We start from the raw sequence: 23,074 nt of genomic DNA, 5'->3' as shown, positions 1-23,074 counted from the left end.
GGGGAATCCATGAATAAGCTTATCAGTGAAACCAGTCCATATCTGCTGCAGCATGCGCATAATCCTGTAAACTGGTATCCGTGGGGAGAAGAGGCGCTGCAACGTGCATTGCAGGAGGATAAACCTATATTGGTAAGTATCGGATATGCCGCCTGTCACTGGTGCCATGTAATGGAGCGGGAAAGTTTTGAGCAGGAAGCTACGGCGGCCATCATGAATGAACACTTCATAAATATTAAGATAGACCGGGAGGAAAGGCCAGATCTGGATCATATTTACATGGATGCTGTACAGGCTATGACCGGCGCTGGTGGCTGGCCGCTGAACGTTTTTCTCACGCCGGATAAAAAACCTTTTTACGGGGGTACTTATTTTCCACCGGTGAAGGCATACAGCCGCCCTTCCTGGACGGATGTACTGTTGTCACTCGCCGATGCGTTCAAGCATAAGCGGGAAGAGATTGAATCACAGGCAGATAACCTGGTGCAGCATATACAGCAGTCGGCCCAGATTGGGCAGCAGCCTGGTTTGCACCTCAATATTCCCTTTGAAGAATTATTTACCAAAGCGCAGTGTGATACCATCTGCGAAAATATACTGAAGCAGGCCGACACCCGCTGGGGTGGTTTTGGGCGGGCGCCGAAGTTCCCGCAAACCTTTACCATTGCCTACCTGCTGAGGTATCATCATGCGTATCAGCATCCCGGAGCGCTGCAACAGGCGTTATTGTCGCTCGATAAAATGTTGCAGGGCGGCCTTTATGATCAGCTGGGCGGCGGTTTTGCCCGTTATTCCACTGACGAAAAATGGCTGGCGCCTCATTTTGAGAAGATGCTGTATGATAATGCCCTCCTCCTTGATGTGTTGTGCGATGCTTACCAGCTGACACACAACGGGGTATACGCCCAAACGATCAGGGATACAATGGACTTTATTACCCGTGAAATGACTGCTCCCGAAGGAGGCTTTTATGCGGCCCTGGACGCGGATTCCGAAGGCGTGGAAGGGAAGTTTTATACCTGGAGCAAAGCGGAGATCCATCATATCCTGGGGGAACAGGCGAAGCCTTTCTGCGAGTATTATGATGTAACGGATCATGGTAACTGGGAAGAACAGAATATTTTATGGGTACAGCAGCCACTGCTGGCCTTTGCGGCGGAGAAGGGATACGATGCGGATATTTTCGGGGCTATGTTAAAGGGGTGCCGGGAAAAACTGCTGGCAGTAAGGGCCAACCGTATCCGGCCGGGGCTGGACGATAAGATCCTGCTGGGATGGAATGCCATGATGATACATGCCTGCTGTAAAGCTTATGCGGCATTGGGTGTACCGGCTTACCGGGAGATGGCAGTCCGCAATATGGATTTCTGTATGGCCAATTTCCGCCAGGAAGCCGCTGGTAGCGCATTTTATCATACATGGAAACAGGACCAGGCAAAGTATCCGGCGTTCCTGGATGATTATGCGTGTTTGATCCGCGCGCTGATAGCATTGCAGGAAGTTACCGGTGACACGCAGTATTTATACGAGGCGCGTGATATTACGGCGTTTGTGATAGCTCATTTCGGTGATGAAGCGGGACAGTTTTTTTATTATACTATTGAAGGTCAGAACGATGTGATTGTGCGGAAGAAGGAGATCTACGACGGGGCGGTGCCCAGTGGAAATGCGGTAATGATGCAGAACCTTTGGTACCTTTCTGTTGTTTTTGATCAGAAGGAATGGACAAACCGTTGTGTGGAAGCCGTTTCCAGCCTGTCGCAAACGATAGTCAGATACCCTACTTCCTTTGGCGTGTGGGCGAGCCAGTTATTACAACTGGTAAAGGGTACCCCCGAACTGGCCATTGTTGGAAAAGATTTCAGGGAAAGAATGAATGAAGCGGGAAAATGGTTTATCCCGTACAGGGTTCTTGTCGGCGCAGAAAAAAATATTCCGGCAATTCCGCTGCTGACCGAACGGGAGCGGGAAAATGACACTTTGGTGTATTTATGTAAAGATTATCATTGCATTAAGCCCGTACATTATATAGAAGAAATTATTAATTTAATATAATAATTATGTAACTTGCCGTTTGTAAGGGAGGCTATTGATTCAATAAATGTTATTACGTTTATATAATAAAATGTTAAAAGGCGCGTTTAAACTAGTTACAGAACGGATATAAGGCGAATTGAAAAAGTTGGATAAAAAGTCACTACGGATTAAAATTAATTATTACATTTGCTATCTTTCATATAAACAAAGCGGGTGAAAAAATGAGAAATGTGTTCCCTTGTATACAGGCAAATCACACCAGGCTGGTTAATAGAAAAAACATATTCTGATGAAAGCTACCCTTATGAAGCTTAACTATGTAAAAGGTCTGTTGGCAGTTTTGCTGGTTTCCCTGCTGGCCAGCTGTGGCGGTAGTAAAACCCCTAAAAATGCGCAAGGGCAATTGATCGGCGTAAGTCCGAGACCGAAGTACTCTCCCCCTGTACCGTATGGGATGGTATACGTACCAGCCGGAACTTTTCACATGGGTCCCAGTGATGAGGACGTAAACTATGCATACACTGCGCGTAACAAGTCGATTTCTATTTCCGGCTTCTATATGGATGCTACGGAAATTACGAATAACGAGTACCGTCAGTTTGTGAATTGGGTACAGGACTCTATTGCACACATTTTGCTGGGTCATGTAAAATCTGATGACGGTCATGATGTGATTGACTGGAAGCAGAAGATTGTCTGGAAAGACAAAGCGACCATTGAGAAGCTGGATGCGATGGTATATACCGAAGCAGACCGGTTATATGGCCGTAAGGATATTGACGTGGGTAAACTGATTTACCACCAGGAAACCTTTAACTGGGATAAAGCAAAGCTGAGAGAGAATTTCGGCAAGCCGCGTTCTACGTTCATTGTAAAGAAAGACGTGCCCATTTATCCGGATACACTGTGCTGGATCAGGGATTTCTCATACGCCTATAACGAGCCGATGACACGTATGTACTTCTGGCATCCGGCGTTTGATAACTATCCGGTGGTAGGTGTAAACTGGCACCAGGCAACCGCTTTCTGTGAGTGGAGAAGTAAATTCTGGGAAGACTACCGCGCCAGCAAGAAGCTGTTTACGGAAGATAAATTCCAGTTACCTTCTGAAGCACAGTGGGAATATGCTGCACGTGGCGGAAGAGAACAAACGCCTTATCCGTGGGGTGGTTACTACATCCGTAACAAAAAGGGATGTTTGCTGGCCAACTTCAAACCAGGCCGTGGTAATTATCCGGAAGATGGCGGTTTTTACACAGTTCGCGCAGATGCTTACTGGCCCAATGATTATGGTTTATATAACATGTCCGGCAACGTTGCAGAATGGACAGCAGATATCTTTTACGAAAATGCCTATTCTTTCACATCAGATATGAACCCATATCTGAGAATGGATGTACCGGATGATGCACCATTAAAGATGAAGCGTAAAGCAATCAGGGGCGGTTCATGGAAAGACGTAGGATATTTCCTTCAAACAGGTACCAGAACATATGAGTATCAGGACAGTTCGAAATCCTATGTTGGTTTCAGATGTACCATTGCCCTGAGCAGACGAGTAAAGCACAGATAGGATAATTAAAATCAGTAATAGCCTGTATTTATTAACACCAAAGAAACCTTTGTAGTATGTACACTATTATGAGTAAATCAGTGAGAATTAACTATTCCATACAGACTTTAACTAACATTTTAACCAGTAAATTTTAACCTATGGCTATGAATCCTAACAAAGCTAAATGGCTGAACTTTTTCGTATGTATTGCGGCTTCCGTGGTAATCGTAGGAGCATTGTTCAAATTACAGCACTGGCGCGGAGCTGACATCGCTCTGATCCTGGGTCTGAGTGTTGAAGCGCTCATCTTTTTCGTTTACGCTTTTGTACCTGATACCGGCGCACACACTGAAGGCCAGGTGGTAGCGGTAGCAGGAAGTCCAGCTGTAGCCGGCCTGGACAAAATGCTCCAGGAAGCAGACATCACACCTGCTAACCTGCAGCGCTTAAGCGAAAACTTCCAGAAACTGGGTACTACCGTTGACAAGATGAGAGACATCAGCGATGTAGTAGCTGCTACCGGAGATTACACACAGAAAACAAGAGAAGCTGCCAGCGCTATTGGTAATGTAGCAAATGCTTACACTACTGCCGCTGCTGCCGTATCTTCTTTCAACAGTGCATCAGAGTCTACTAAAGATTTCCATGTACAGATGCAGGGTATGACTAAAAATCTGGCTTCCCTCAATGCTATCTACGAACTGGAACTCCAGGACACCAACAACCACCTGAAAGCAATGAATTCATTCTACAGCAACCTGCAGAATGCTTCCAGTGCTATGAGTGGCAGCATTGAAGATGCCAAGAAAACACAGGAACAAATTTCCCTGCTCGCTAAAAACCTCAGCAACCTGAACTCAATTTATGGTAATATGCTGAGCGCTATGCACGGAGGAAGATAAGGTAACGCTAATAGTTTCTGAATTAACACATATCAATTAAATCTGAAAACAAACTATGGCACTACCTAAAGATCCTAGGCAGAAGATGATCAACATCATGTACCTGGTCTTGACGGCCATGCTGGCGTTGAACGTCTCTGCTGAAATATTGAACGCTTTTAGTATCGTAAATAATTCAATCAATACTTCAAATAAATCCTTAGCTGACAAGAATGACTTCATCTACAAACAATTTGATGCACAGATGAAGGATAATGCGGAAAAAACAGCACCTCTCAGAGCAAAAGCCCAACAGGTGAAGCAAATATCCGCCAGCATGTACGACTATGTTGAATCTTTAAAGAAAACCATCATTACAGAAAGTGGCGGTTTTGATGAACATGGCGAAATCAAGGATAAAGCCGGCCTGGATGCTCCTACAAGGGTAATGGAGAATATGAAGAAAGGTCCTGAACTGGAAGCTAAACTGAAAGATTTACGTAACCAATTGCTCACTTTCGTTGATCCTAAAAAGAAAGATCAATTCGCAAAAACTTTACCACTGAAAATTGAAGTAGGTAAATCAAATGATGAACATGGCGGCGGTCCTAAATCGTGGACTACCTACCATTTCAACATGGTGCCTACTATCGCTGCAGTAACCATCCTGGGTAAATTCCAGAATGATATCAAAAACTCTGAGTCTGCCATTATCGATGACCTGTTCCGTCAGATTGATGCGAATACTTTCAAATTCGATAAAGTAAGACCTTTTATCTCCCTGAATTCCAAAAACCTGATGGAAGGACAATCCTTAACTGCCAACATCGCAGTGGGTGCTTACAGCACTACGGTTAATCCGACTATTGTTGTAAATGGTACTACCATTGAAGCACATGAAGGTTTAGGAGTATATACTGTTCCTGTTTCCGGCATTGGTGAAAAAACACTTACCGGGTCTATTACCTTACCTAGCCCAACTGGTGGCGCTCCTGAATCCTATTCCTTTACCGAAACTTATAATGTAGGTGCTTCTGCTACCTCCATCTCCGCAGATAAAATGAACGTGCTGTATATCGGCCTGCAGAATCCTATCTCGATTTCTGCTGCGGGTGTACCTGCCGAACAGGTGTCTGCTTCTATATCAGGTGGTAATATGACCAAACGCGGTTCCGGCGAATACCTCGTAACTGTTAGCCAGCCAGGCAAAGCAGTGATTAACGTAGTCGCTAACATCGATGGTAAAACCAAATCACTCGGCCAGAAAGAATTCCGTGTAAAACGTGTTCCGGATCCGGTGTTGAAAGTGGGAGTTAATAAAGGCGGCAGCATGAAAGCAGCTGACTTTAAAGTACAGGGTGGCTTGCGTGCCGACCTTGAAGATTTTGAATTTGAAGGCGTGAAATATGAAGTAATCGGTTACCGCGTAGGTATCTCTGCAAAAGGCAAAGAATACCAGGAAGGCGATGCTACTTCTGCTTATTTCCCAGGAAACGTAGCTGCGTCCATCCGTTCACTGCGCCCAGGCGATGAGGTTTTCTTTGAAAACGTAAAAGTGAAAGGCCCGGATAATGTGGTTCGTTCCATGCCGAGTACTATATTTAAATTAAACTAACGGTCCATTAATTACTGAATTATGCGAGCAGTAATATTTAACAGAATTGGTTGGTGCACTCTTTTGCTGGTAATGCTGGCAACAGCTGCTGATGCGCAACGCCGCGGTGGTACAACACGCCGCAGAACTGCTACTACAGCAACACCACAGGATAGCGTAGTAAACCCGGCTACCGGGAATGCTGTAACGCCTCCTCCTCCTTCTTCTGCTCCTCCTGCTTCTCTGCGTACGGATGGGATATCAGCCCCGCTGGTAGACACTCCACGCAAATCACTGCGAGTGGATGGTGTGGTGGAAAGAAACCTTGCCAGAGAACGTACACCAATTGCCTACGATTACATCCGCGAGGATGACCGGTTCTGGGAAAAACGTGTATGGCAGGTAATCGATATCAGGGAAAAGATCAACCTCCCCTTCCAATACAATGTGGAAGATGAGTCTGGTACCAATCAGCTGTTCATCAATATTTTGCTCGACGCTATCAAGAATAAAGAGATCGAAGCTTTCAACGCTATCGATGACCGCTTTACCACTGTAATGCCCTACTCCGAAATACAAACTAAACTTGCAGGGGAAGAAAGAACCGTACGCAGTATAGATCCGGTAACCGGCGAAGAGAAAATGGTGACTACCCGCGACGACTTTGATGCACGTACCATTAAACAGTACAAAATAAAAGAAGTCTGGGTATTCGACAAAGAAGCTTCCGCCCTCAAAGTTCGCATACTGGGTATAGCTCCTATGGTATCCCGTATAAATGAAGATGGCAGCATTCGCGCATCCATTCCTTTATTCTGGGTGTATTATCCGGACTGCCGCGCTATCCTGGCCAAACACGACGTGTACAACCAGAATAACGATGCATCCACTATCAGCTGGGAAGACCTTTTTGAAATGCGCTTCTTTGGCAGCTACATAGTAAAGGAAAATAATACCTACAACCGCGAGATCAAAGACTACATTAAAGACGGTACCATGCGCCTCCTGGAAGGACAGGCCATTCACGACCGTATCTTTAATAAAGAGCAGGACCTCTGGCAGTACTAATCAAATAATGATCACCGATCAATACCGGGAAGGCAATCAGTTATGCTGATTGCCTTTCTTTTTTTATCTTTCAGTATGTCCCTTCAGCTGCTGCATAAAACCGTTTTCCAGATCATGCCCCTCCCGGATCCAGTATGGGAGGCACTGGCGGCCTGCTGGCATCCTGTACAATTTAAACGCAGGGAAGTGATGACCGCCGCCGGCGAGATAGAAAAGTATCTCTACTTCGTAACTGCCGGCGTACAGCGTGTGTTTTCCCTGGAAGGCGACAAGGAATCCACGCTGGTATTTACCTACACCGGATCTTTCTCCGGTGTACTGGATTCTTTCCAGCTCCAGCAACCGTCGCCCTGGTACCTGGAAACCCTCACATACAGCGAATTCCTGCGGATGTCATACGCCGACTTTAACCGGCTTACCCTCGAATATCCCATTATAGAAAGATGGGTCCGCCTCGGAACTGTTGCCGCAATGGCCGGCGTATTGGAAAGGAATAATGAATTACTGTCTTTCACTGCAGAACAGAAATTCAGGAAACTGCTTACCCGCAGCCCGCATGTGTTGCAGCTGATCCCACATAAATATCTCGCCTCCTACCTCGGGATCGACCCCGCTACTTTCAGCAAATTATTAAGTACCGTGAAACTATAAAATGTTGATCTGCACAAAGATTTTTTACCTCCAACCCGCCTAGTTTTGTATTAAATCATACACAACATGAATCGTGGAAATAGTGATGAACTGCTGCAGGAATTGCGGAGAAAAAATGTGGCCCTGCAATACAAGGCAGAAAGCCGTTTCGGCGGACAACCAGATGCTGTTTTACAACATACACCCGGCCCTGGCCGGTGGAGTGCCGTACAATGCCTGGAGCATCTGAATACTTATGGCCGTTTTTATTTGCCGGCCCTGGACCAGGCTATTACCCGTGGAGAACAGCGTAACAGCCGGCCTGCTCCCCTTTTCCGCAGCAGTTGGATCGGTGCATGGTTTACCCGTCTCATGGAACCTGGAACAGATGGGAGTTTGCGTTCCCGCATGAAATCCCCCAAAGGACACCTGCCATCTGTTCAGCCGGACGTGGCAGCTGTATTGCAGGAGTTCATTCAGCAACAGGAACGGATGGAAGATTTATTACTGCGCGCGGAGAAAGTAAACATCCAACAGCTGAAAGTACCTACTTCCCTGTCGCGTTTTATAAAATTATCTGCCGGCGATACATTTTGTTTTTTAACCGCACATATTCGTCGTCATATATTGCAGGCGGAACGGGCTATTGGCAGTATGCAGCAGGCAGAAAAGGTCGTATAGCCATTAATGTTATGCTTCTTCTTTATGGAAGTGATCCCAGATCAGTTTTGCTTTGGCGGCGCCTACTTCTTTTACCAGGTCTTCCTGTGTGAGCAGTTTGATTTTGGCTACAGAGCGGAATGTTTTCAATAGCTGTGTAGCCGTATTTTCACCGATGCCTTTAATGCTTTCCAGTTCATTTTTAAAGGTGCCTTTACTTCTTTTCTGACGATGGAAGGTAATACCAAAACGGTGTACCTCATCACGCACCCGGCGGATGAGTTTAAGGCTTTCGCTGTTATAGGGCAGTTTGATACTTTCTGAATCTCCCGGGAAAAATATTTCTTCCTCATTTTTAGCAAGTCCCACCACGGTCATGCTGCCTATGAGGTTCAGTTCCCGGATGCTTTCCATAGCGGAGCCCAGCTGGCCTTTACCACCGTCGATGATCACCAGCTGAGGAAGGGGTTGTTGCTCTGCAAGCAGGCGGTTATACCGTCTGAAAACGACTTCCTTCATGGAAGCAAAGTCGTTGATCCCTTCCACCGTTTTAATATTGAAGTGCCGGTAATCTTTATTGGAGGCAACACCGTTTTTAAATACTACGCAGGCGGCTACCGGGTAACTACCCTGGAAGTTGGAGTTATCAAAGCATTCGATGTGTTCCGGTAGTACCGGCAGTTCCAGGTCGGCCTGCAATTGGTATAGTACCTGTTTCCGCTCCATATCCGACTTACCTTCCAGGTGCAGGATTTTCTTACGGTATAATTCTTCTTTAAAATAATTCACATTCTTTTCCGACAATTCCAGCAGCTTCTTTTTATCGCCCCCTTTAGGAACAGTAACGGTAACATTGCTTTCCGGGTATACTAACGGGAACGGTACTACGATTTCCAGGTTGATACTTTTGAATACTTCCCGGAGGTAGGCAATAGCATAAGCCAGAACTTCCTCGTCGCTTTCTTCCAGTTGTTTTTCCAGCGTTACGGTTTTAGTATCCGCAATGGTGCCGTTCAGGATGCGCAGATAATTTACATAGGCATGATTGCCTTCGCTGATAATAGAAAACACATCCACATTACCCATGCGGGTGTTTACGATGGTGGATTTGGCGGAATAATCTTCCAGGCTTTCTATTTTTTTTCGCATGATTTCCGCTTTCTCAAATTCCATCTTCGACACATGCTCCAGCATTTGTTCTTTGAACAGATTTACTACCGGGGTAAGATTACCTTTTAACACGTTCTTTACCTGCTGCAGTCCTTCGCGGTAGTCTTCCTGTGTTTGCAGTCCTTCACAGGGACCTTTGCAGTTACCCAGGTGATATTCCAGGCATACTTTGAATTTCCCCTTCCGGATGTTTTCTTCTGACAGGTTCAGGTTACAGGTACGGAGAGGGATATTGTATTTGATCACATCCAGTATTTCCCTTACCCGGCCTACGGACGTGAATGGTCCCAGATAGTCGGACCCGTCTTTTATAATGTTGCGGGTGAAAAATACCCGTGGAAAAGACTCATGTTTGATAACAATGTAAGGATAGGTTTTATCATCTTTCAGATTGATATTATACCTGGGCTTGAATTGTTTGATGAGGGAATTTTCCAGCAGGAAAGCATCCTGCTCAGAGTCAACGATGGTGAACTCAATATGATGGATATGTTCAACCAGTTTGCGGGTTTTATAGTTGTCATGATTTTTTACAAAATAAGAACTTACCCTTTTGCGCAAACTTTTGGCTTTCCCTACATACAGGAGGGTGCCTGCTTCATCGTAGTATTTGTAGATACCGGCATCTCCCGGTATGGTATGTGATATTTGCTGAAACTCCGCTGCTGTCATGTTTACATCCCTGTTTTTGGTGCGATCGTTACATTTACTTCAAGTTCTTTTGGCGACAGGAAAGCAATTTTCTGATAGGTAGTCATCCGAACCTGCCTGTTTTGCTGGTAGTGCAGATCCTGCCGGAATTCATACACCATGTTACTGGTATAAGAGTGGATGTTTACCTGTTGTATGTTGCCATGTTTATCCAGTTCGAGGGTTATTTCCGAAGGATTGGTTTGTTTTCCTTTGGATTTATAGATCAGTGATCTTCTTCCGGAAAACGGATCATACAAACCAGAGGTATCATATTCGTCCCGGAGGGAGGGCTTATTCAGGTCTGCATCAGTGAAGGGCTTTAACAGGTCGTGTACTGTGGCGCTGTCGCTGCCGGGAATGCTGATGGTGTCTGTTTTGCCGTTGAGTGTCACGGATTTATGTAGTATAAAGCCTCCTGTGCGTATATGGGCATCCTCCTGGCCGAAGTACTCCGGCAGTTTTATGAACTTATCTGGCGTGTTGCTTTTTGATGGTTTATTTGCCAGGTTACAGGCCATTAAGCCAATCATGGTAAACAAAGCGGTTGCTTGCCTGTATTTTTTCATGCTGCAAAATTAATACTTAAATACGGGTCATAAAAAATGCGCCGTAAAAACGGCGCATCGATGCATGAGCAAATCTGTCGAGAGCACTAAAAATATGTAAATCAGCGTGTTGAGCTGATATTTTTCGTGGGTAACGCTTGTTAAACGGAGGTGATAAACCAAATGTTACAGGGGTGAATAAATAAACCGGGGAAAATGGGGAGAGGATCGCCGGGGATCAGACTGATCATATGCGACATCGAAAAGAAGAAGGGAGATAAAAGCGAATATCCGCTTATATCTCCCTTCTTCATATATAAAATCCAAAAGTAATCCTGAAAAAGACAATCGCCGAAGGCGACTTCTTCCTGGGACTACACCAGCAGGTTACCGGTCATTTCTTTCGGAATCTCCAATCCCATGAAATGCAGGATAGTAGGTGCAATGTCACCCAGTTTACCATCTTTTACCGGGCCTCTGAAATCTTTATTGATAATAAAGAAAGGCACCAGGTTCAGTGAGTGGGCAGTGTTGGGAGAACCGTCGGCATTGATCATGAAGTCAGCGTTACCATGATCGGCTGTCAGGAAAACGGTATAATCGCTTGCAAGGGCAGCGGTTACCACGCGTTCCACACAATGATCTACAGTTTCAACGGCTTTGATTACTGCTTCAAACACACCGGTATGTCCTACCATGTCGGCATTGGCGAAGTTGAGCACTACGAAATCAGCGGATTTCGCCTGTAGTTCCGGAACGATGAGGTCTGCCAGTTCATTGGCGCTCATTTCGGGTTTCAGGTCGTAGGTGGCAACTTTTGGAGATGCCGCCATCAGCCTGCGTTCTCCTTCAAATTCTTTTTCCCGTCCGCCGGAGAAGAAGAAGGATACGTGTGGATATTTTTCTGTTTCAGCTATACGGATCTGTGTGCAATGGTCTTTCGCCAGTACTTCACCCAGGGTCATGTTCAGGTTATCGTTTTCGAAGATGACATGTACATTTTTATAGGTACGGTCGTAATCTGTCATGGTGGTGTAGTAGATATCCAGCGGTTTCATACCGAAATCCGGGATGGCTTCCTGGGTAAGCACCTGTGAAATTTCGCGGCAGCGGTCTGTCCGGAAATTGAAGCAAAGCACGGCATCACCGTCCTGGATGGTAGCAATGGCTTTATGCTGATCATCAGTTACGATGATAGGTTTAATGAATTCGTCTGTAACGCCTTCAGCATAGGATGCTTTCACGGCGGTGAAGAGGTCCTGTGTAGGTGTGCCGATACCGTTTACCATGGCGTCGTAGGCCAGCTTTACCCTTTCCCAGCGCTTATCGCGGTCCATTGCATAATAGCGGCCGGTAACCGAAGCGATTTTGCCGGTGGTTTTTTCCAGGTGGGCGGAAAGATCTTCCAGGAAGCCCAATCCGCTTTTCGGGTCGGTATCGCGGCCATCGGTAAAGGCATGGATATATACTTTTTCAAGTCCGTGTGCCTGGGCGATGGTGGCGAGTGCTTTTACGTGTTCAATATGAGAGTGAACGCCGCCGTCGCTTACGAGGCCAATCAGGTGAAGGGCTTTATCATTGTTTTTAGCATGTGCCAGGGTGTCGAGCAGGATCTGGTTCTGGGCCATTTCGCCATCGCGGATGGCTACATTGATCCTTTGCAGTTCCTGGTATACGATTCTGCCGGCGCCGATGTTCAGGTGGCCTACTTCAGAGTTGCCCATTTGCCCGTCAGGAAGACCAACCGCTTCCCCGCAGGTTATAAGGTGGCTATGCGGATATTGCTTGTATAAACTGCTTACAAAAGGGGTTTTTGCATGTGCAATGGCATCGGCTGTAGGAACTTTACCTTCGCCCCATCCGTCCATAATTACGAGAATGGCTCTTTTCTTTTCCATATCCTATCTGGTTATAGTTTAATATAAATTCACTCGAGAGGGTGAAAGTACTTATAAAGGGTTTAAATATTTTACAAAAATAAAACTTCCGCGAAAAATAAGTGCTACAGGCATCTCTATATAGATTTCGTATTCTAATTATTCAAAATGAAACACATATTATCTTACCGTTATTGCTTACGGCTTAATAGCTACCACGATAATGTGATTTTGTTGATTTGCAGGCTGTTTGGCATAGTTTTCGCTTTTAATTTGAGTTGGAGAAAATCACATTTTTAATAAAAAAACTGACAATGAAGAAGCTATTGATGGTGCTGGGGATTATGTTGTTGGGAGGTGCTTTTACAACACAAAAACTATCAGCCAGGTCAATTGAAATCACTGTTGCCGGCCCGTTCGATGATGTGGTGGCAGCACTCAAGAAAGGCGATGTAAGCGGTTTAGCCAGTTACCTCGATAATAACGTAGAGATCAATATAGCCGGAAAATCAAATTCTTACAGTAAGGCACAGGCCGAAATAATTCTGAAAGATTTCTTTTCAAAGAACCAGGTTAAATCATTTGAGCTGGTGCATCAGGGCGGTGATAACTCCCGTTTTGGTATTGGCAATATGACTACCGGCAGCGGTAATTACAGGGTTTCTTTTTTCCTGCAAAAGAAAGGAGGAACGATGGTATTGAACGAACTTAGATTTGAGAATAAATAAAGATGCTAACATAAATTAGTTGAAAAACCATAGTGCCCCGCAATTTATTGCGGGGCACTTTTTATTTTTGAGCTATCTTTCGCGCTCAGAAGCAAAGCACCGATCTTTGCGTGAACACCAGATAATACAATCAATTATGTTAGATGAAGCAGCGCTGAATGCGTTTATCAGAAGCGCACTGGCAGAAGATATCAGAAGCGGAGACCACTCCACAATGGCTTGTATCCCTCCCACCGCCAAAGGGAAAGCGGTGCTGAAAATTAAAGAAGATGGTATCCTGGCCGGAATGGAAGTGGCGGAAGCCATTTTTAAATGGTTGGATATGTTTACTGTTTTTACACCCCATAAAAAAGATGGCGACCCCATGAAGGCCGGTGAAACAGCTTTTGAAGTGGAAGCCGCCGTACACACCCTGTTGATGGGTGAAAGGCTGGTGCTGAACTGCATGCAGCGAATGAGCGGCATCGCCACCTTAACGCACCGGTACGTGGAAAAACTAAAAGGATATCATACCCGCATACTCGATACCCGTAAAACTACTCCCAACTTCAGAATGCTGGAAAAAGAGGCAGTTCGCATAGGTGGCGGCGTTAACCACCGGATGGGATTGTATGATATGGTGATGCTGAAAGATAATCACATTGATTTTTCAGGTGGCATCACTGCTGCCGTTACCAATACCGTTGCATATCTGAAAGAGCGTAACCTGCCCCTCGAAATTGAGGTGGAAACACGTAACCTCAACGACGTGAAAGAAGTGCTGGCCGTAGGCCAGGTGAACAGGATCATGCTGGATAACTTTGCCCCTGCAGATATTGTTAAAGCACTGGCATTGATTAACGGACGTTTTGAAACGGAAGCCTCCGGAGGCATCACAATAGATACCCTTGAGGAATATGCAAAAACAGGAGTAGACTATATTTCCGTGGGCGCTATTATACACCATGCAGTGAGCCTGGATCTGAGCCTGAAGGCGATTATATTATAAAACAGTTTTTTTGAAGAAGATTCTATTTATCATCAACCGCAAAGCGGGCACTGACCGTGAAAAACGATTGGAAAGCGCTATCAGCCGGCATTTGCCTGCCGATCAGTATGAGGTAAGCACTGCCTACCTGGCGTATCTTGGCCATGGTGCAGACCTGGCCAGGGAAGCTGTTAGTAACGGCGTAGATACCGTGGTGGCGGTAGGCGGCGATGGTTCTATCAATGAAATAGCACAGGGACTTGTAGGAAGCAACACCGCAATGGCCATCCTGCCGTTAGGCAGTGGCAACGGCCTTGCGCGCGCGCTGAAAATTCCGCTGGATGTGAATAAAGCGTTAAGTCTTGTTGTTGCCAATAAACAACGCGCCATCGATGTAGGCTACGCCAATGAGCACCTGTTTCTCAGCAATGCCGGCGTAGGATTTGATGCGCTTATTGCAGAACAGTTCCGGCATAATACCAAACGTGGTTTATCCGGTTATGCGAAACTGGTGCTGAAAAGTTTTAACAGCTATGAACCGGCAGAATACAGGATCGATATAGATGGGGAAGTGTTGCAAACAAAAGCATTTCTTTTAACGGTTGCCAATGGCAACCAGTTTGGCTATGAATTTAAACTGGCTCCCAAAGCCAGTGTTTTCGATGGACAACTCGATCTTTGCGTAATGCCACCGGTAGGCATTCTGAGCCTGTTACCGGTAAGTATTTTTTCCCTGATGGGTAACATTGATCAAACAAGATACCTGAAACATTATACCGGCAAGGATATCACCATCAGCAGCAGCGCATTGCAATATTTGCAGGTAGACGGCGACGCAGTACCGCTCACCGAAAACGGCGTGGTACGCATCCGTATTCAAACAGAGGCAATCAATATAGTGGTAAACGAATAACCTTTAAATATTTTAGAGAGATGTCGAAAAAGAAAAATACACCAGGCAATGGAATCGTGTATTCCACCGATCCAAACTTCTCACTGGAGCCAGAGCAGGAAGAAGTAACAGAAACACTTGCGCCCGCAGAACAGATACTGAGAGTCACATTAGATAAAAAACAACGCGCCGGTAAAGTAGTTACCCTCATCACCGGTTTTGTTGGTAAAGAAGAAGATATTGAGAAGCTTGGTAAAGAACTCAAAACGAAATGTGGCACAGGCGGCAGTGTGAAAGATGGTGAAATCCTGATCCAGGGAGATTATAAGGAGAAAGTAGTGAAGTGGCTGCTGGATTGGGGTTATAAGCGTACTAAGTAATGCAGACCGCCTTCGGTGATTTACAATCGCCGAAGGCGATCCCTCCTATCTGTTTACCAGTTTCATTCCTCCTTCTGTATACCGTGTTCCGGCGATGGCGTTATTGCGTAAAATACCATCGATGGCCGTCAGGTCATCTGCTGACAAATTCACTTCTGCAGCAGCGGCATTTTCCTGTAAATATTTTCTGCGTTTTGTTCCCGGAATAGGCACTATATCTTCCCCCTGTGCCAGTAACCATGCAAGTGATAACTGTGCGGCGGTAATTCCTTTTTCTTTGGCAAAAGTTTCCAGCGCATTGACCGTTTGTAAATTCTGCTCAAAATTTTCTCCCTGGAAACGGGGCAGGTTTTTGCGAAAGTCGCCATCTTTCAAAGCACCTGTGCTATTGATGGCGCCGGTGGAAAGGCCCCTTCCCAGCGGGCTGTAAGCCACCAGGGTGATGCCCAGTTCACGGGTAGCAGCCAGAATGCCATCTTCCACATCACGGGTGAACAGGGAGTATTCTGTTTGCAGCGCGGCGATAGGATGAACAGCATGGGCTCTTTTAATAGAGTCCACACTGGCTTCGGATAGTCCGAGATAGCGCACCTTACCTTCTTTTACCAGCTGGGCCATAGCGCCTACTGTTTCTTCTACGGGAATATTTTCATCTATCCGGTGGGTGTAATAAAGGTCAATCACATCTACCTTCAGTCTTTTCAAACTGGCTTCCACCGCTTGTTTCATATATTCAGGAGAACCATCAAAATAGTTGGTGCCATCTTCTTTAAATCTGAATCCGAATTTGGTGGCGAGGAAAACTTTATCTCTTTTAGTTGCAAGTATTTTTGACAAGAGGATTTCGTTGGCACCCTGGCCATACATATCTGCGGTATCCCAGAAGTTAATGCCCAGCTCGAGTGCCAGCTCCAGTGTAGCCAGTGATTCTGTTTCATTAAAATCCTGTGCGGTGCCGTATGCATACGACATGCCCATGCAACCCAGTCCTATTGCGGAAATTGATTCGCCTGTTTTACCTAATTTTCTGTACTGCATATTGTTAAAATTTAGTGATACAAATGTACGTGCAGGTACAGGCCCGGAATTGCAAGAAGCAAACAATTAATTGTAAATATCAAAGTATTACTGCGCCCGGTAAAGATGTGGAGAAACGCCGCTGTGATTTTTAAAGAAGTGCGTAAAGTTACCGGGATCTTCAAATCCCAGGCACCAGGCTATTTCAGCAATCTGCCAATCGGTGTGCATGAGCAGCAGGCGTGCTTCCAGCAGCATTCTTTGCCGGATATGTTCGCTCACAGTGCGGCCGGTGGCCTGTTTCACACACGCATTCAGATGATTGGGATGTGTATTTAATACCTGTGCAAATTCTTTGGCCGTTTTCAGCGCCAATTGATTGTGGGTAAATTCAATCGGAAACTGTTTTTCGAGTTTGTCGGTAAAGCGGTGTGCGAGCGCCTGCGCAGCTGTTAACTGGCGTTTGGGTTCGTTTACCTGGGCCGACAGGCGTTTGCCCTCCAGCATCAGCAATTTCAGGTAAATAAGGATCGCTTCCTGTTTAAAGGCGGCATTCTCGCGGTATTCTTTTACCAGCTGTCTGAAAATGGATTGCAGATAATCGACCTGTTCATTTGTTAAGGTGAACACAGCCTTCGCTCCCAGCTGCAGCAGCGGGTGTTGCAACAGGTTTTCCTGGTGATTAGGCTGTGATTCAAACAGCAGGTCGGTGAACAGGCAGTTGTAGCCTTCCTGCTCATCCGAGGTGGCGTGCCATGTTTTTAATTCGTAAGGATTAATAAAAAGTAAGGTAGGGCTATCGATCTCGTAACGGTTATCGCCGAGCGTAAAGATACCGGAACCTTTGGTGAAGAAACTGATCTTATAATAGTCCCGTCTGCTGGCTCTCACTTCATCCATGCAGGGGCAATCAGATCTTTCATGTACCGTAAAACTGCCATTTAACGGTGCTTTGGGAGTTACCTCCTTGTGCGTGTATAATAGCAGGTCGTCGTTAAATTCATTGAAAGTTCTGAACGTAATGGAGCTGTTTTTACTTGAAGGCATACACCAAATTTAAACAATTCTATGTTAAAATCTTTTGGTAATTCACCTGTGTATGTTAACTTTTATCCGCATGCGATGTGTGTAAACCCGTACTGGTAGCTGCTTGTTTTTATAAATGAAACATAGTTGCAATTTCATTTTTGATTAATCAGAAAAAATTTCACAATTTGTTAACGCCTTTATCAACCAAAATCTTGTTATCATCAAGCCCTGATGATCGCTATGTAGAGCAGCCTGCCACATATGCCACTGAACAAGAAATTTTAAAATCTATAACGGAAATACATTGCAACATCAGCAGGTATTTCCGTTTTTTTTAATGATTAAAATTTTTTGTTAGTGCATATAATACATCCCGCTGCCGGACAACCAGGCTATCGACGCACTTCTTTATGGTTGTTATTATCATTTATTATTATAAAGATGGTTTTCCAGTACGCCGTATTAAGCCCGTATTACGAGCTTCACCGGGATGAGTACCTGCACCTGGATATGGCCAATCACCTCGCAGCAGGATATTTATCGGTGCCTCCGCTTACTGCCTTCAATTCTTTAGTAATACAATGGTTGGGCAATAGCTTCTTTTGGATAAAATTTTTTCCCGCGTTATATGGTGCACTCACAATGGTGCTGGTATGGAAGATGGTGGAAAAGCTGGGTGGCGGCTGGTTTGCGCAGGTACTGGCGGCACTGGCATTTTTATGTTCAGGTTTGTCGCGCATGAACATCCTGTATCAGCCTAATTCTTTTGATATCCTGGCATGGACGGCGTTGTTCTGGTGCCTGATGCAGTTGCTGCAAACACAGAACAATAAATGGTTATTGTGGATGGGTGTTGTTACCGGCGTGGGAGTGCTTAACAAGTACAATATTATTTTCCTGGTACTCGGAATGGCGGGCGCCTTGTTGTTGTCGTCACACCGGAAAGTATTTTTAAGTAAATACCTGTACATAGGAATGGCAGTAGCCGTGGTAATCATTTCCCCGAATATCATCTGGCAGTTGCAGCATGGCATGCCGGTGTTGCATCATATGAAGGAACTGAGTGAAAGCCAGCTGGTACACGTAAGCCGTATTTCTTTTCTGGGAGATCAGTTGAAGTTCTTTGTGGGAGGCGCTTTTATTGTAGTAGCAGCTGTTATCGGGTTAATTATTTCGCCGTCGTTCCGGACTTACAGGGTTATCATCGGTATTTACGCGTTAACGATGCTGTTGTTTACTTACCTGCGTGCAAAAAGTTATTATTCCGTTGGTTTGTACCCGGTGTTACTGGCATTCGGAAGTGTATACTGGGAGCGGATTTTCACCCACGACTGGACGCGTTACCTGCGGTTACTTTGGGTGGCCCTGACAGTAGTGCCTTTTGGGTTGCTGGTGAATGTTATTTTCCCGGTGATGAAACCGGTGCAGATCAGTGAAAAGGCCGGTAAATTCCGGTCGCTGGGTTTGCTGCGCTGGGAAGACGGGCAGGATCATATCCTTCCCCAGGATTTTGCGGATATGCTTGGCTGGCGCGACCTCGCAGATATGTCGTGGCAAACCTGGCAGCAGGTACCGGAAGCGGAGAAGCCATATACTTTGTTGATCTGCGACAACTACGGGGAGGCCGGTGCTTTGAATTATTATAACAGGGGAAGAAATATTCCGCTGGCCAATGCAATGGATGCGGATTATGTTTTCTGGTTCCGGGAGATGGATACCATCCATTACATTGTTAAAATCGGTAAGAAGCCGGAAGGCGCCTATATGAAAATGATAGGCCGGTTGCAGCAAACCGGTGTTATGAAGGATACTTTGTCCAGGGAATACCAGTGGGGCGCCGGCGCCTGGTTACTGTCGGACCTGTCACCGGAGCTGCCGGCAGCGCTGAAGCGGGCTTTGCGTGAAGAGCAAAATGTTTACTCCGGTAAATAGCTATTACCGCGTAATAATAAACTCCACTTCCCCGAAGCCCAGTTGTAATATTTCTCCGTTTTTTTCCAGGCAGAGATGCCCATCCGGCAGTACATCGCGGATGATGCCTTCAAAAATTTCCCCGTCTTTGCGGTATAGCCCGGGTTGTTGCCAGCGGAAGAGCCTTGAAGTATATTCAGCGAGCAAGGTTTCGTAATTGGCGGGTTGCAGCTGCCGGATCCTTTTATCAAGGAAAGTGCATAGTTCTTTGGCCAGGTCTGCCGCCTGGTGGGTTTTGCCGGTAATTTGCCGGAGGGAAACCGCGTTGGGCAACTCAGGGGGGAAGGCGGCCTGGTTGATGTTAAGCCCGATGCCGATAATGGCATATTGCCATATATTTCCACGCAATACATTCTCAATCAGGATGCCACCTGCCTTTCTGTCACGCCAATAAATATCGTTTGGCCATTTGATGATGGTTTCGTCGCCGGCATGGGAAGTGAAGAAATCGGTGGTTCCGAGGGCTACTGCCACGCTGAGCATAAACTGCCTTGAAAGCGGTAACATAGCCGGTTGAAGGGCAATTGTGAGGGCGCTGATGTCTCCGGGTTGAGCGAGCCATTGTTTCCCGCGGGTACCTTTTCCGGCTGTTTGGTTGCTGGTGAACCAGGCTGTGCCTGATGTCACCTGGCCGGAATTTACCTGCTGCATGGCATAGTTATTGGTGCTGTCTATCTCGTCTAATATATAAAACGGGTGTCCTATCACATGAATCTTTTTTAGTCTGTATCCGGCCCGAAAAGTAATTCATTTTATTATTTAATTAACATTTTCAGGCCTCCCGCGGCGGATATTAAACATCTTATATTACTGCTTGTTTAGTAACTTTGACAATTAAAGATTATTTTTAACAAAAACGAGATTTATTGGCACCCTTAACCGTTCTGAGCACGAGAAAGAAGGCGCAGCAACGCCTGACCAGAGAAAGTGAAATTTTTACCACCATCATAAAGGCCATACAGGATAAGAAGGGGGAAAATATCGTGTCCCTGGATCTACGCCAGATTCCTGAAGCCGTGGCCGATTTCTTTATAATATGTGAAGCCAATTCCGGCACCCAGGTGAAAGCCATTGCTGATTATGTGTCAGAGGAGGTGGAGAAGCATACTTCAGAGGAACCGTACAAACACGAAGGATTTAGTTCTCAAAACTGGGTTCTGGTTGATTATGTGAATGTAGTAGTACACATTTTCCAACCCGAAAACCGGAAGTTCTATAATCTGGAAGAAATGTGGAGCGACGCGGACAGGATGGACCACACAGAAGACTGAACAAAACAGTTGTTTTAGAATTTAATTATTCATATTATTCTGATTGCAATAAACATCCGTAAAGGAGCGTAAGATTATGGAAAAAGGAGGCAATAACTTCAACAAGGGTTCAGAGAAATCACCTAAGAAAGGACCGAAGTTCAATATATACTGGGTGTATGCCTTTATTGGCGTAGCCCTGCTCGCAATGAACTTTTTTGATTTGAGATCCCCAACCAAAGAAATCAGTTTCCAGGAATTTCAGATTGATTATCTGAAACCGGGAGATGTTGATAAGCTGGTTGTTGTAAATAAAAAATATGTAGAAGTCTACATAAAACATGACCATCTTAAAGAGGCCAAGTTTAAAGACGTTAACAAAAGTAAATTTGGCGGAGAGAACCCCGGTCCTCACTTCCGTTTTTCTATTGGTAGCGAAGAAAGTTTTAAAAAGGATATAGATAAAGCACAGGAAGGTGTTCCGGTGGAAAACCAGGTGAAGATCTCTTATGATGAGCGTCAGAGCTGGTTTGAACCTATCTTCCAGTTGCTGTTGCCAATTATCCTGATCATTGGTTTGTGGATCTTGCTGATGCGTAAGATGGGCGGCCCTGCCGGTGGCAGCGGAGGTCCTGGTGGCATCTTCAATATTGGTAAATCCAAAGCTACGCTGTTCGATAAAGGTACCCGTGTGAATATTACATTCAACGATGTGGCCGGTTTGGACGAAGCGAAAGTAGAGGTAATGGAAATTGTGGATTTCCTGAAGAATCCTAAAAAATATACTGCCCTGGGAGGTAAAATTCCTAAAGGCGCCCTGCTGGTAGGCCCTCCGGGTACCGGTAAAACCCTCCTGGCAAAAGCCATGGCAGGTGAAGCACAGGTGCCTTTCTTCTCTATGTCCGGTTCCGACTTTGTGGAACTGTTTGTAGGGGTGGGTGCCAGCCGTGTACGTGACCTGTTTAAACAGGCCCGCGAAAAAGCGCCATGTATCATCTTTATCGATGAAATTGATGCGATCGGCCGTGCAAGAGGCAAGAATGTAATGATGAGTAACGACGAACGTGAAAACACCCTGAACCAGTTACTGGTAGAAATGGATGGTTTCGGAACAGACAGCGGTATCATTATCCTGGCTGCTACCAACCGCCCCGATGTACTGGACAGCGCTTTGTTGCGCCCGGGTCGTTTCGATCGTCAGATCTCTATCGATAAACCCGATCTGGCCGGAAGGGAAACTATTTTTGAAGTGCACTTAAAGCCTATCAAAACTTCTCCTAACCTGGATGTGAAAAAACTGGCTTCCATGACGCCAGGCTTCGCCGGCGCTGATATTGCCAACGTATGTAACGAGGCGGCACTGATTGCTGCACGTAAAGGCAAAACGCAGGTGGAAATGGACGACTTTAATGACGCGATTGATCGTGTAATTGGTGGTCTGGAAAAGAAAAACAAAATCATCTCTCCGGAAGAAAAAGAAGTAATTGCTTACCATGAAGCTGGTCACGCTATTTGCGGCTGGCACCTGGAACATGCTAACCCGCTGGTGAAAGTAACCATCGTTCCCCGTGGTGTAGCGGCGCTCGGTTATGCTCAGTATCTTCCGAAGGAACAATATCTGTACAACACCGAACAGTTGCTCGATGATATCTGCATGACCCTCGGTGGCCGCGCAGTAGAGGAACTGGTTTTTGGTAAAATTTCTACCGGCGCACAAAACGACCTGCAGGTAATTACCCGTATGGCGTATGCAATGGTAACCGTGTACGGTATGAACGATAAAGTTGGTAACGTATCTTTCTACGATCCGAACAGCGATCAGTCATTTACCAAACCTTACTCAGAAGAAACATCCAAGATGATTGACGATGAAGTAAGAAAACTGATTGCCACCGCTTATATCAGAACTAAAAACCTGCTCACATCCAAAATGGATCAGGTGAAGGCACTGGCGGAAGAACTGCTGAAAAAAGAAGTTTTATACCAGGCCGACCTGGAAAGATTGATCGGTAAACGTCCTTACGATACCCACAAAGAACACCAGCTGGGTAAAGAAGGCGCTCCTACTGAAGGAGTACATCCGTCAGATATCATCAATCCTTCTCCATCACCAGCTAATGCGTAAATAGT

Annotated in this window: 20 protein-coding genes; 14 read left to right on the top strand and 6 right to left on the bottom strand. The window is 45.7% G+C overall.

Annotation, left to right across the window (positions count from 1 at the left end):
* Positions 1-9 precede the first annotated feature (9 nt).
* The 7 genes from B5Z18_RS13780 (at position 10) to B5Z18_RS13750 (ending at position 8,446) form a co-directional block, all read left to right on the top strand.
* Positions 10-2,055 (top strand): thioredoxin domain-containing protein, encoded by a 2,046-nt coding sequence (locus tag B5Z18_RS13780; RefSeq protein WP_079469907.1) that lies wholly within the window; start codon positions 10-12, stop codon positions 2,053-2,055.
* 271 nt (positions 2,056-2,326) lie between these two features.
* Positions 2,327-3,610, top strand: a complete 1,284-nt coding sequence (porK, locus tag B5Z18_RS13775) for a T9SS ring complex lipoprotein PorK/GldK (protein WP_227024431.1) — start codon at positions 2,327-2,329, stop codon at positions 3,608-3,610.
* Positions 3,611-3,750: 140 nt separating this feature from the next.
* Positions 3,751-4,494, top strand: coding sequence for a type IX secretion system motor protein PorL/GldL (porL, locus tag B5Z18_RS13770; RefSeq protein WP_079469906.1), 744 nt, complete (start codon positions 3,751-3,753; stop codon positions 4,492-4,494).
* A 55-nt stretch (positions 4,495-4,549) separates the two neighbouring features.
* Positions 4,550-6,088 (top strand): type IX secretion system motor protein PorM/GldM, encoded by a 1,539-nt coding sequence (gene porM / locus B5Z18_RS13765; RefSeq protein WP_079469905.1) that lies wholly within the window; start codon positions 4,550-4,552, stop codon positions 6,086-6,088.
* 21 nt (positions 6,089-6,109) lie between these two features.
* Entirely contained in the window at positions 6,110-7,135 is a 1,026-nt protein-coding gene (porN, locus tag B5Z18_RS13760; RefSeq protein ID WP_079469904.1) for a type IX secretion system ring subunit PorN/GldN, read from the top strand.
* Between the two features lie 75 nt (positions 7,136-7,210).
* Positions 7,211-7,786, top strand: a complete 576-nt coding sequence (locus tag B5Z18_RS13755) for a Crp/Fnr family transcriptional regulator (RefSeq protein WP_079470084.1) — start codon at positions 7,211-7,213, stop codon at positions 7,784-7,786.
* 66 nt (positions 7,787-7,852) lie between these two features.
* Positions 7,853-8,446 (top strand): DinB family protein, encoded by a 594-nt coding sequence (locus B5Z18_RS13750; RefSeq protein ID WP_079469903.1) that lies wholly within the window; start codon positions 7,853-7,855, stop codon positions 8,444-8,446.
* Positions 8,447-8,455: 9 nt separating this feature from the next.
* On the opposite strand, the gene uvrC is transcribed toward B5Z18_RS13750, so the two are convergent.
* The 3 genes from uvrC to gpmI all read right to left on the bottom strand — a co-directional run bounded on the left by uvrC (position 8,456) and on the right by gpmI (position 12,731).
* The gene (gene uvrC / locus B5Z18_RS13745) at positions 8,456-10,267 is read right to left on the bottom strand and encodes an excinuclease ABC subunit UvrC (RefSeq protein WP_079469902.1); all 1,812 of its coding nucleotides are present in this window, start codon (positions 10,265-10,267) and stop codon (positions 8,456-8,458) included.
* 2 nt (positions 10,268-10,269) lie between these two features.
* On the bottom strand, positions 10,270-10,854 hold the full coding sequence (locus tag B5Z18_RS13740) for a hypothetical protein (protein ID WP_079469900.1): 585 nt from the start codon (positions 10,852-10,854) through the stop codon (positions 10,270-10,272).
* 353 nt (positions 10,855-11,207) lie between these two features.
* Positions 11,208-12,731 (bottom strand): 2,3-bisphosphoglycerate-independent phosphoglycerate mutase, encoded by a 1,524-nt coding sequence (gpmI, locus tag B5Z18_RS13735; protein WP_079469899.1) that lies wholly within the window; start codon positions 12,729-12,731, stop codon positions 11,208-11,210.
* 293 nt (positions 12,732-13,024) lie between these two features.
* Between gpmI and B5Z18_RS13730 the strand changes: the two genes are divergently transcribed.
* The 4 genes from B5Z18_RS13730 (at position 13,025) to B5Z18_RS13715 (ending at position 15,677) form a co-directional block, all read left to right on the top strand.
* On the top strand, positions 13,025-13,438 hold the full coding sequence (locus B5Z18_RS13730; protein WP_079469898.1) for a DUF4783 domain-containing protein: 414 nt from the start codon (positions 13,025-13,027) through the stop codon (positions 13,436-13,438).
* Between the two features lie 136 nt (positions 13,439-13,574).
* Positions 13,575-14,426, top strand: a complete 852-nt coding sequence (nadC, locus tag B5Z18_RS13725; protein WP_079469896.1) for a carboxylating nicotinate-nucleotide diphosphorylase — start codon at positions 13,575-13,577, stop codon at positions 14,424-14,426.
* 10 nt (positions 14,427-14,436) lie between these two features.
* A complete protein-coding gene (locus B5Z18_RS13720) occupies positions 14,437-15,318 on the top strand; it encodes a diacylglycerol/lipid kinase family protein (protein WP_079469895.1) in 882 nt (293 codons plus the stop codon).
* A gap of 20 nt (positions 15,319-15,338) precedes the next feature.
* Positions 15,339-15,677 carry a translation initiation factor gene (locus B5Z18_RS13715; protein WP_079469894.1) on the top strand — a complete coding sequence of 113 codons (339 nt, stop codon included), beginning with the start codon at positions 15,339-15,341 and terminating at the stop codon, positions 15,675-15,677.
* A gap of 45 nt (positions 15,678-15,722) precedes the next feature.
* Here B5Z18_RS13715 and B5Z18_RS13710 read toward each other — a convergent pair whose 3' ends face one another.
* Together B5Z18_RS13710 and B5Z18_RS13705 are read right to left on the bottom strand one after the other, a co-directional pair.
* The gene (locus tag B5Z18_RS13710) at positions 15,723-16,715 is read right to left on the bottom strand and encodes an aldo/keto reductase (protein ID WP_079469893.1); all 993 of its coding nucleotides are present in this window, start codon (positions 16,713-16,715) and stop codon (positions 15,723-15,725) included.
* Positions 16,716-16,802: 87 nt separating this feature from the next.
* Positions 16,803-17,741, bottom strand: a complete 939-nt coding sequence (locus tag B5Z18_RS13705) for a helix-turn-helix transcriptional regulator (protein WP_079469892.1) — start codon at positions 17,739-17,741, stop codon at positions 16,803-16,805.
* Between the two features lie 339 nt (positions 17,742-18,080).
* Here B5Z18_RS13705 and B5Z18_RS13700 point away from each other — a divergent pair, with 339 nt between their 5' ends.
* Positions 18,081-19,655, top strand: coding sequence for a glycosyltransferase family 39 protein (locus tag B5Z18_RS13700; protein ID WP_143313569.1), 1,575 nt, complete (start codon positions 18,081-18,083; stop codon positions 19,653-19,655).
* A 3-nt stretch (positions 19,656-19,658) separates the two neighbouring features.
* Here B5Z18_RS13700 and B5Z18_RS13695 read toward each other — a convergent pair whose 3' ends face one another.
* Positions 19,659-20,402, bottom strand: coding sequence for a biotin--[acetyl-CoA-carboxylase] ligase (locus B5Z18_RS13695; RefSeq protein ID WP_079469890.1), 744 nt, complete (start codon positions 20,400-20,402; stop codon positions 19,659-19,661).
* A 158-nt stretch (positions 20,403-20,560) separates the two neighbouring features.
* On the opposite strand from B5Z18_RS13695, the gene rsfS reads away from it, so the two are divergent.
* Positions 20,561-20,965 (top strand): ribosome silencing factor, encoded by a 405-nt coding sequence (gene rsfS, locus B5Z18_RS13690; protein WP_079469889.1) that lies wholly within the window; start codon positions 20,561-20,563, stop codon positions 20,963-20,965.
* A gap of 76 nt (positions 20,966-21,041) precedes the next feature.
* The gene (ftsH, locus tag B5Z18_RS13685) at positions 21,042-23,069 is read left to right on the top strand and encodes an ATP-dependent zinc metalloprotease FtsH (protein WP_079469888.1); all 2,028 of its coding nucleotides are present in this window, start codon (positions 21,042-21,044) and stop codon (positions 23,067-23,069) included.
* Positions 23,070-23,074 lie beyond the last annotated feature (5 nt).

The sequence above is a fragment of the Chitinophaga ginsengisegetis genome, assembly GCF_900168065.1.
GTDB classification, from domain to species: Bacteria; Bacteroidota; Bacteroidia; order Chitinophagales; family Chitinophagaceae; genus Chitinophaga; species Chitinophaga ginsengisegetis.
The sequence above is the reverse complement of the archived record's forward strand: the minus strand, read 5'-3'. Positions and strand labels throughout refer to the sequence as shown.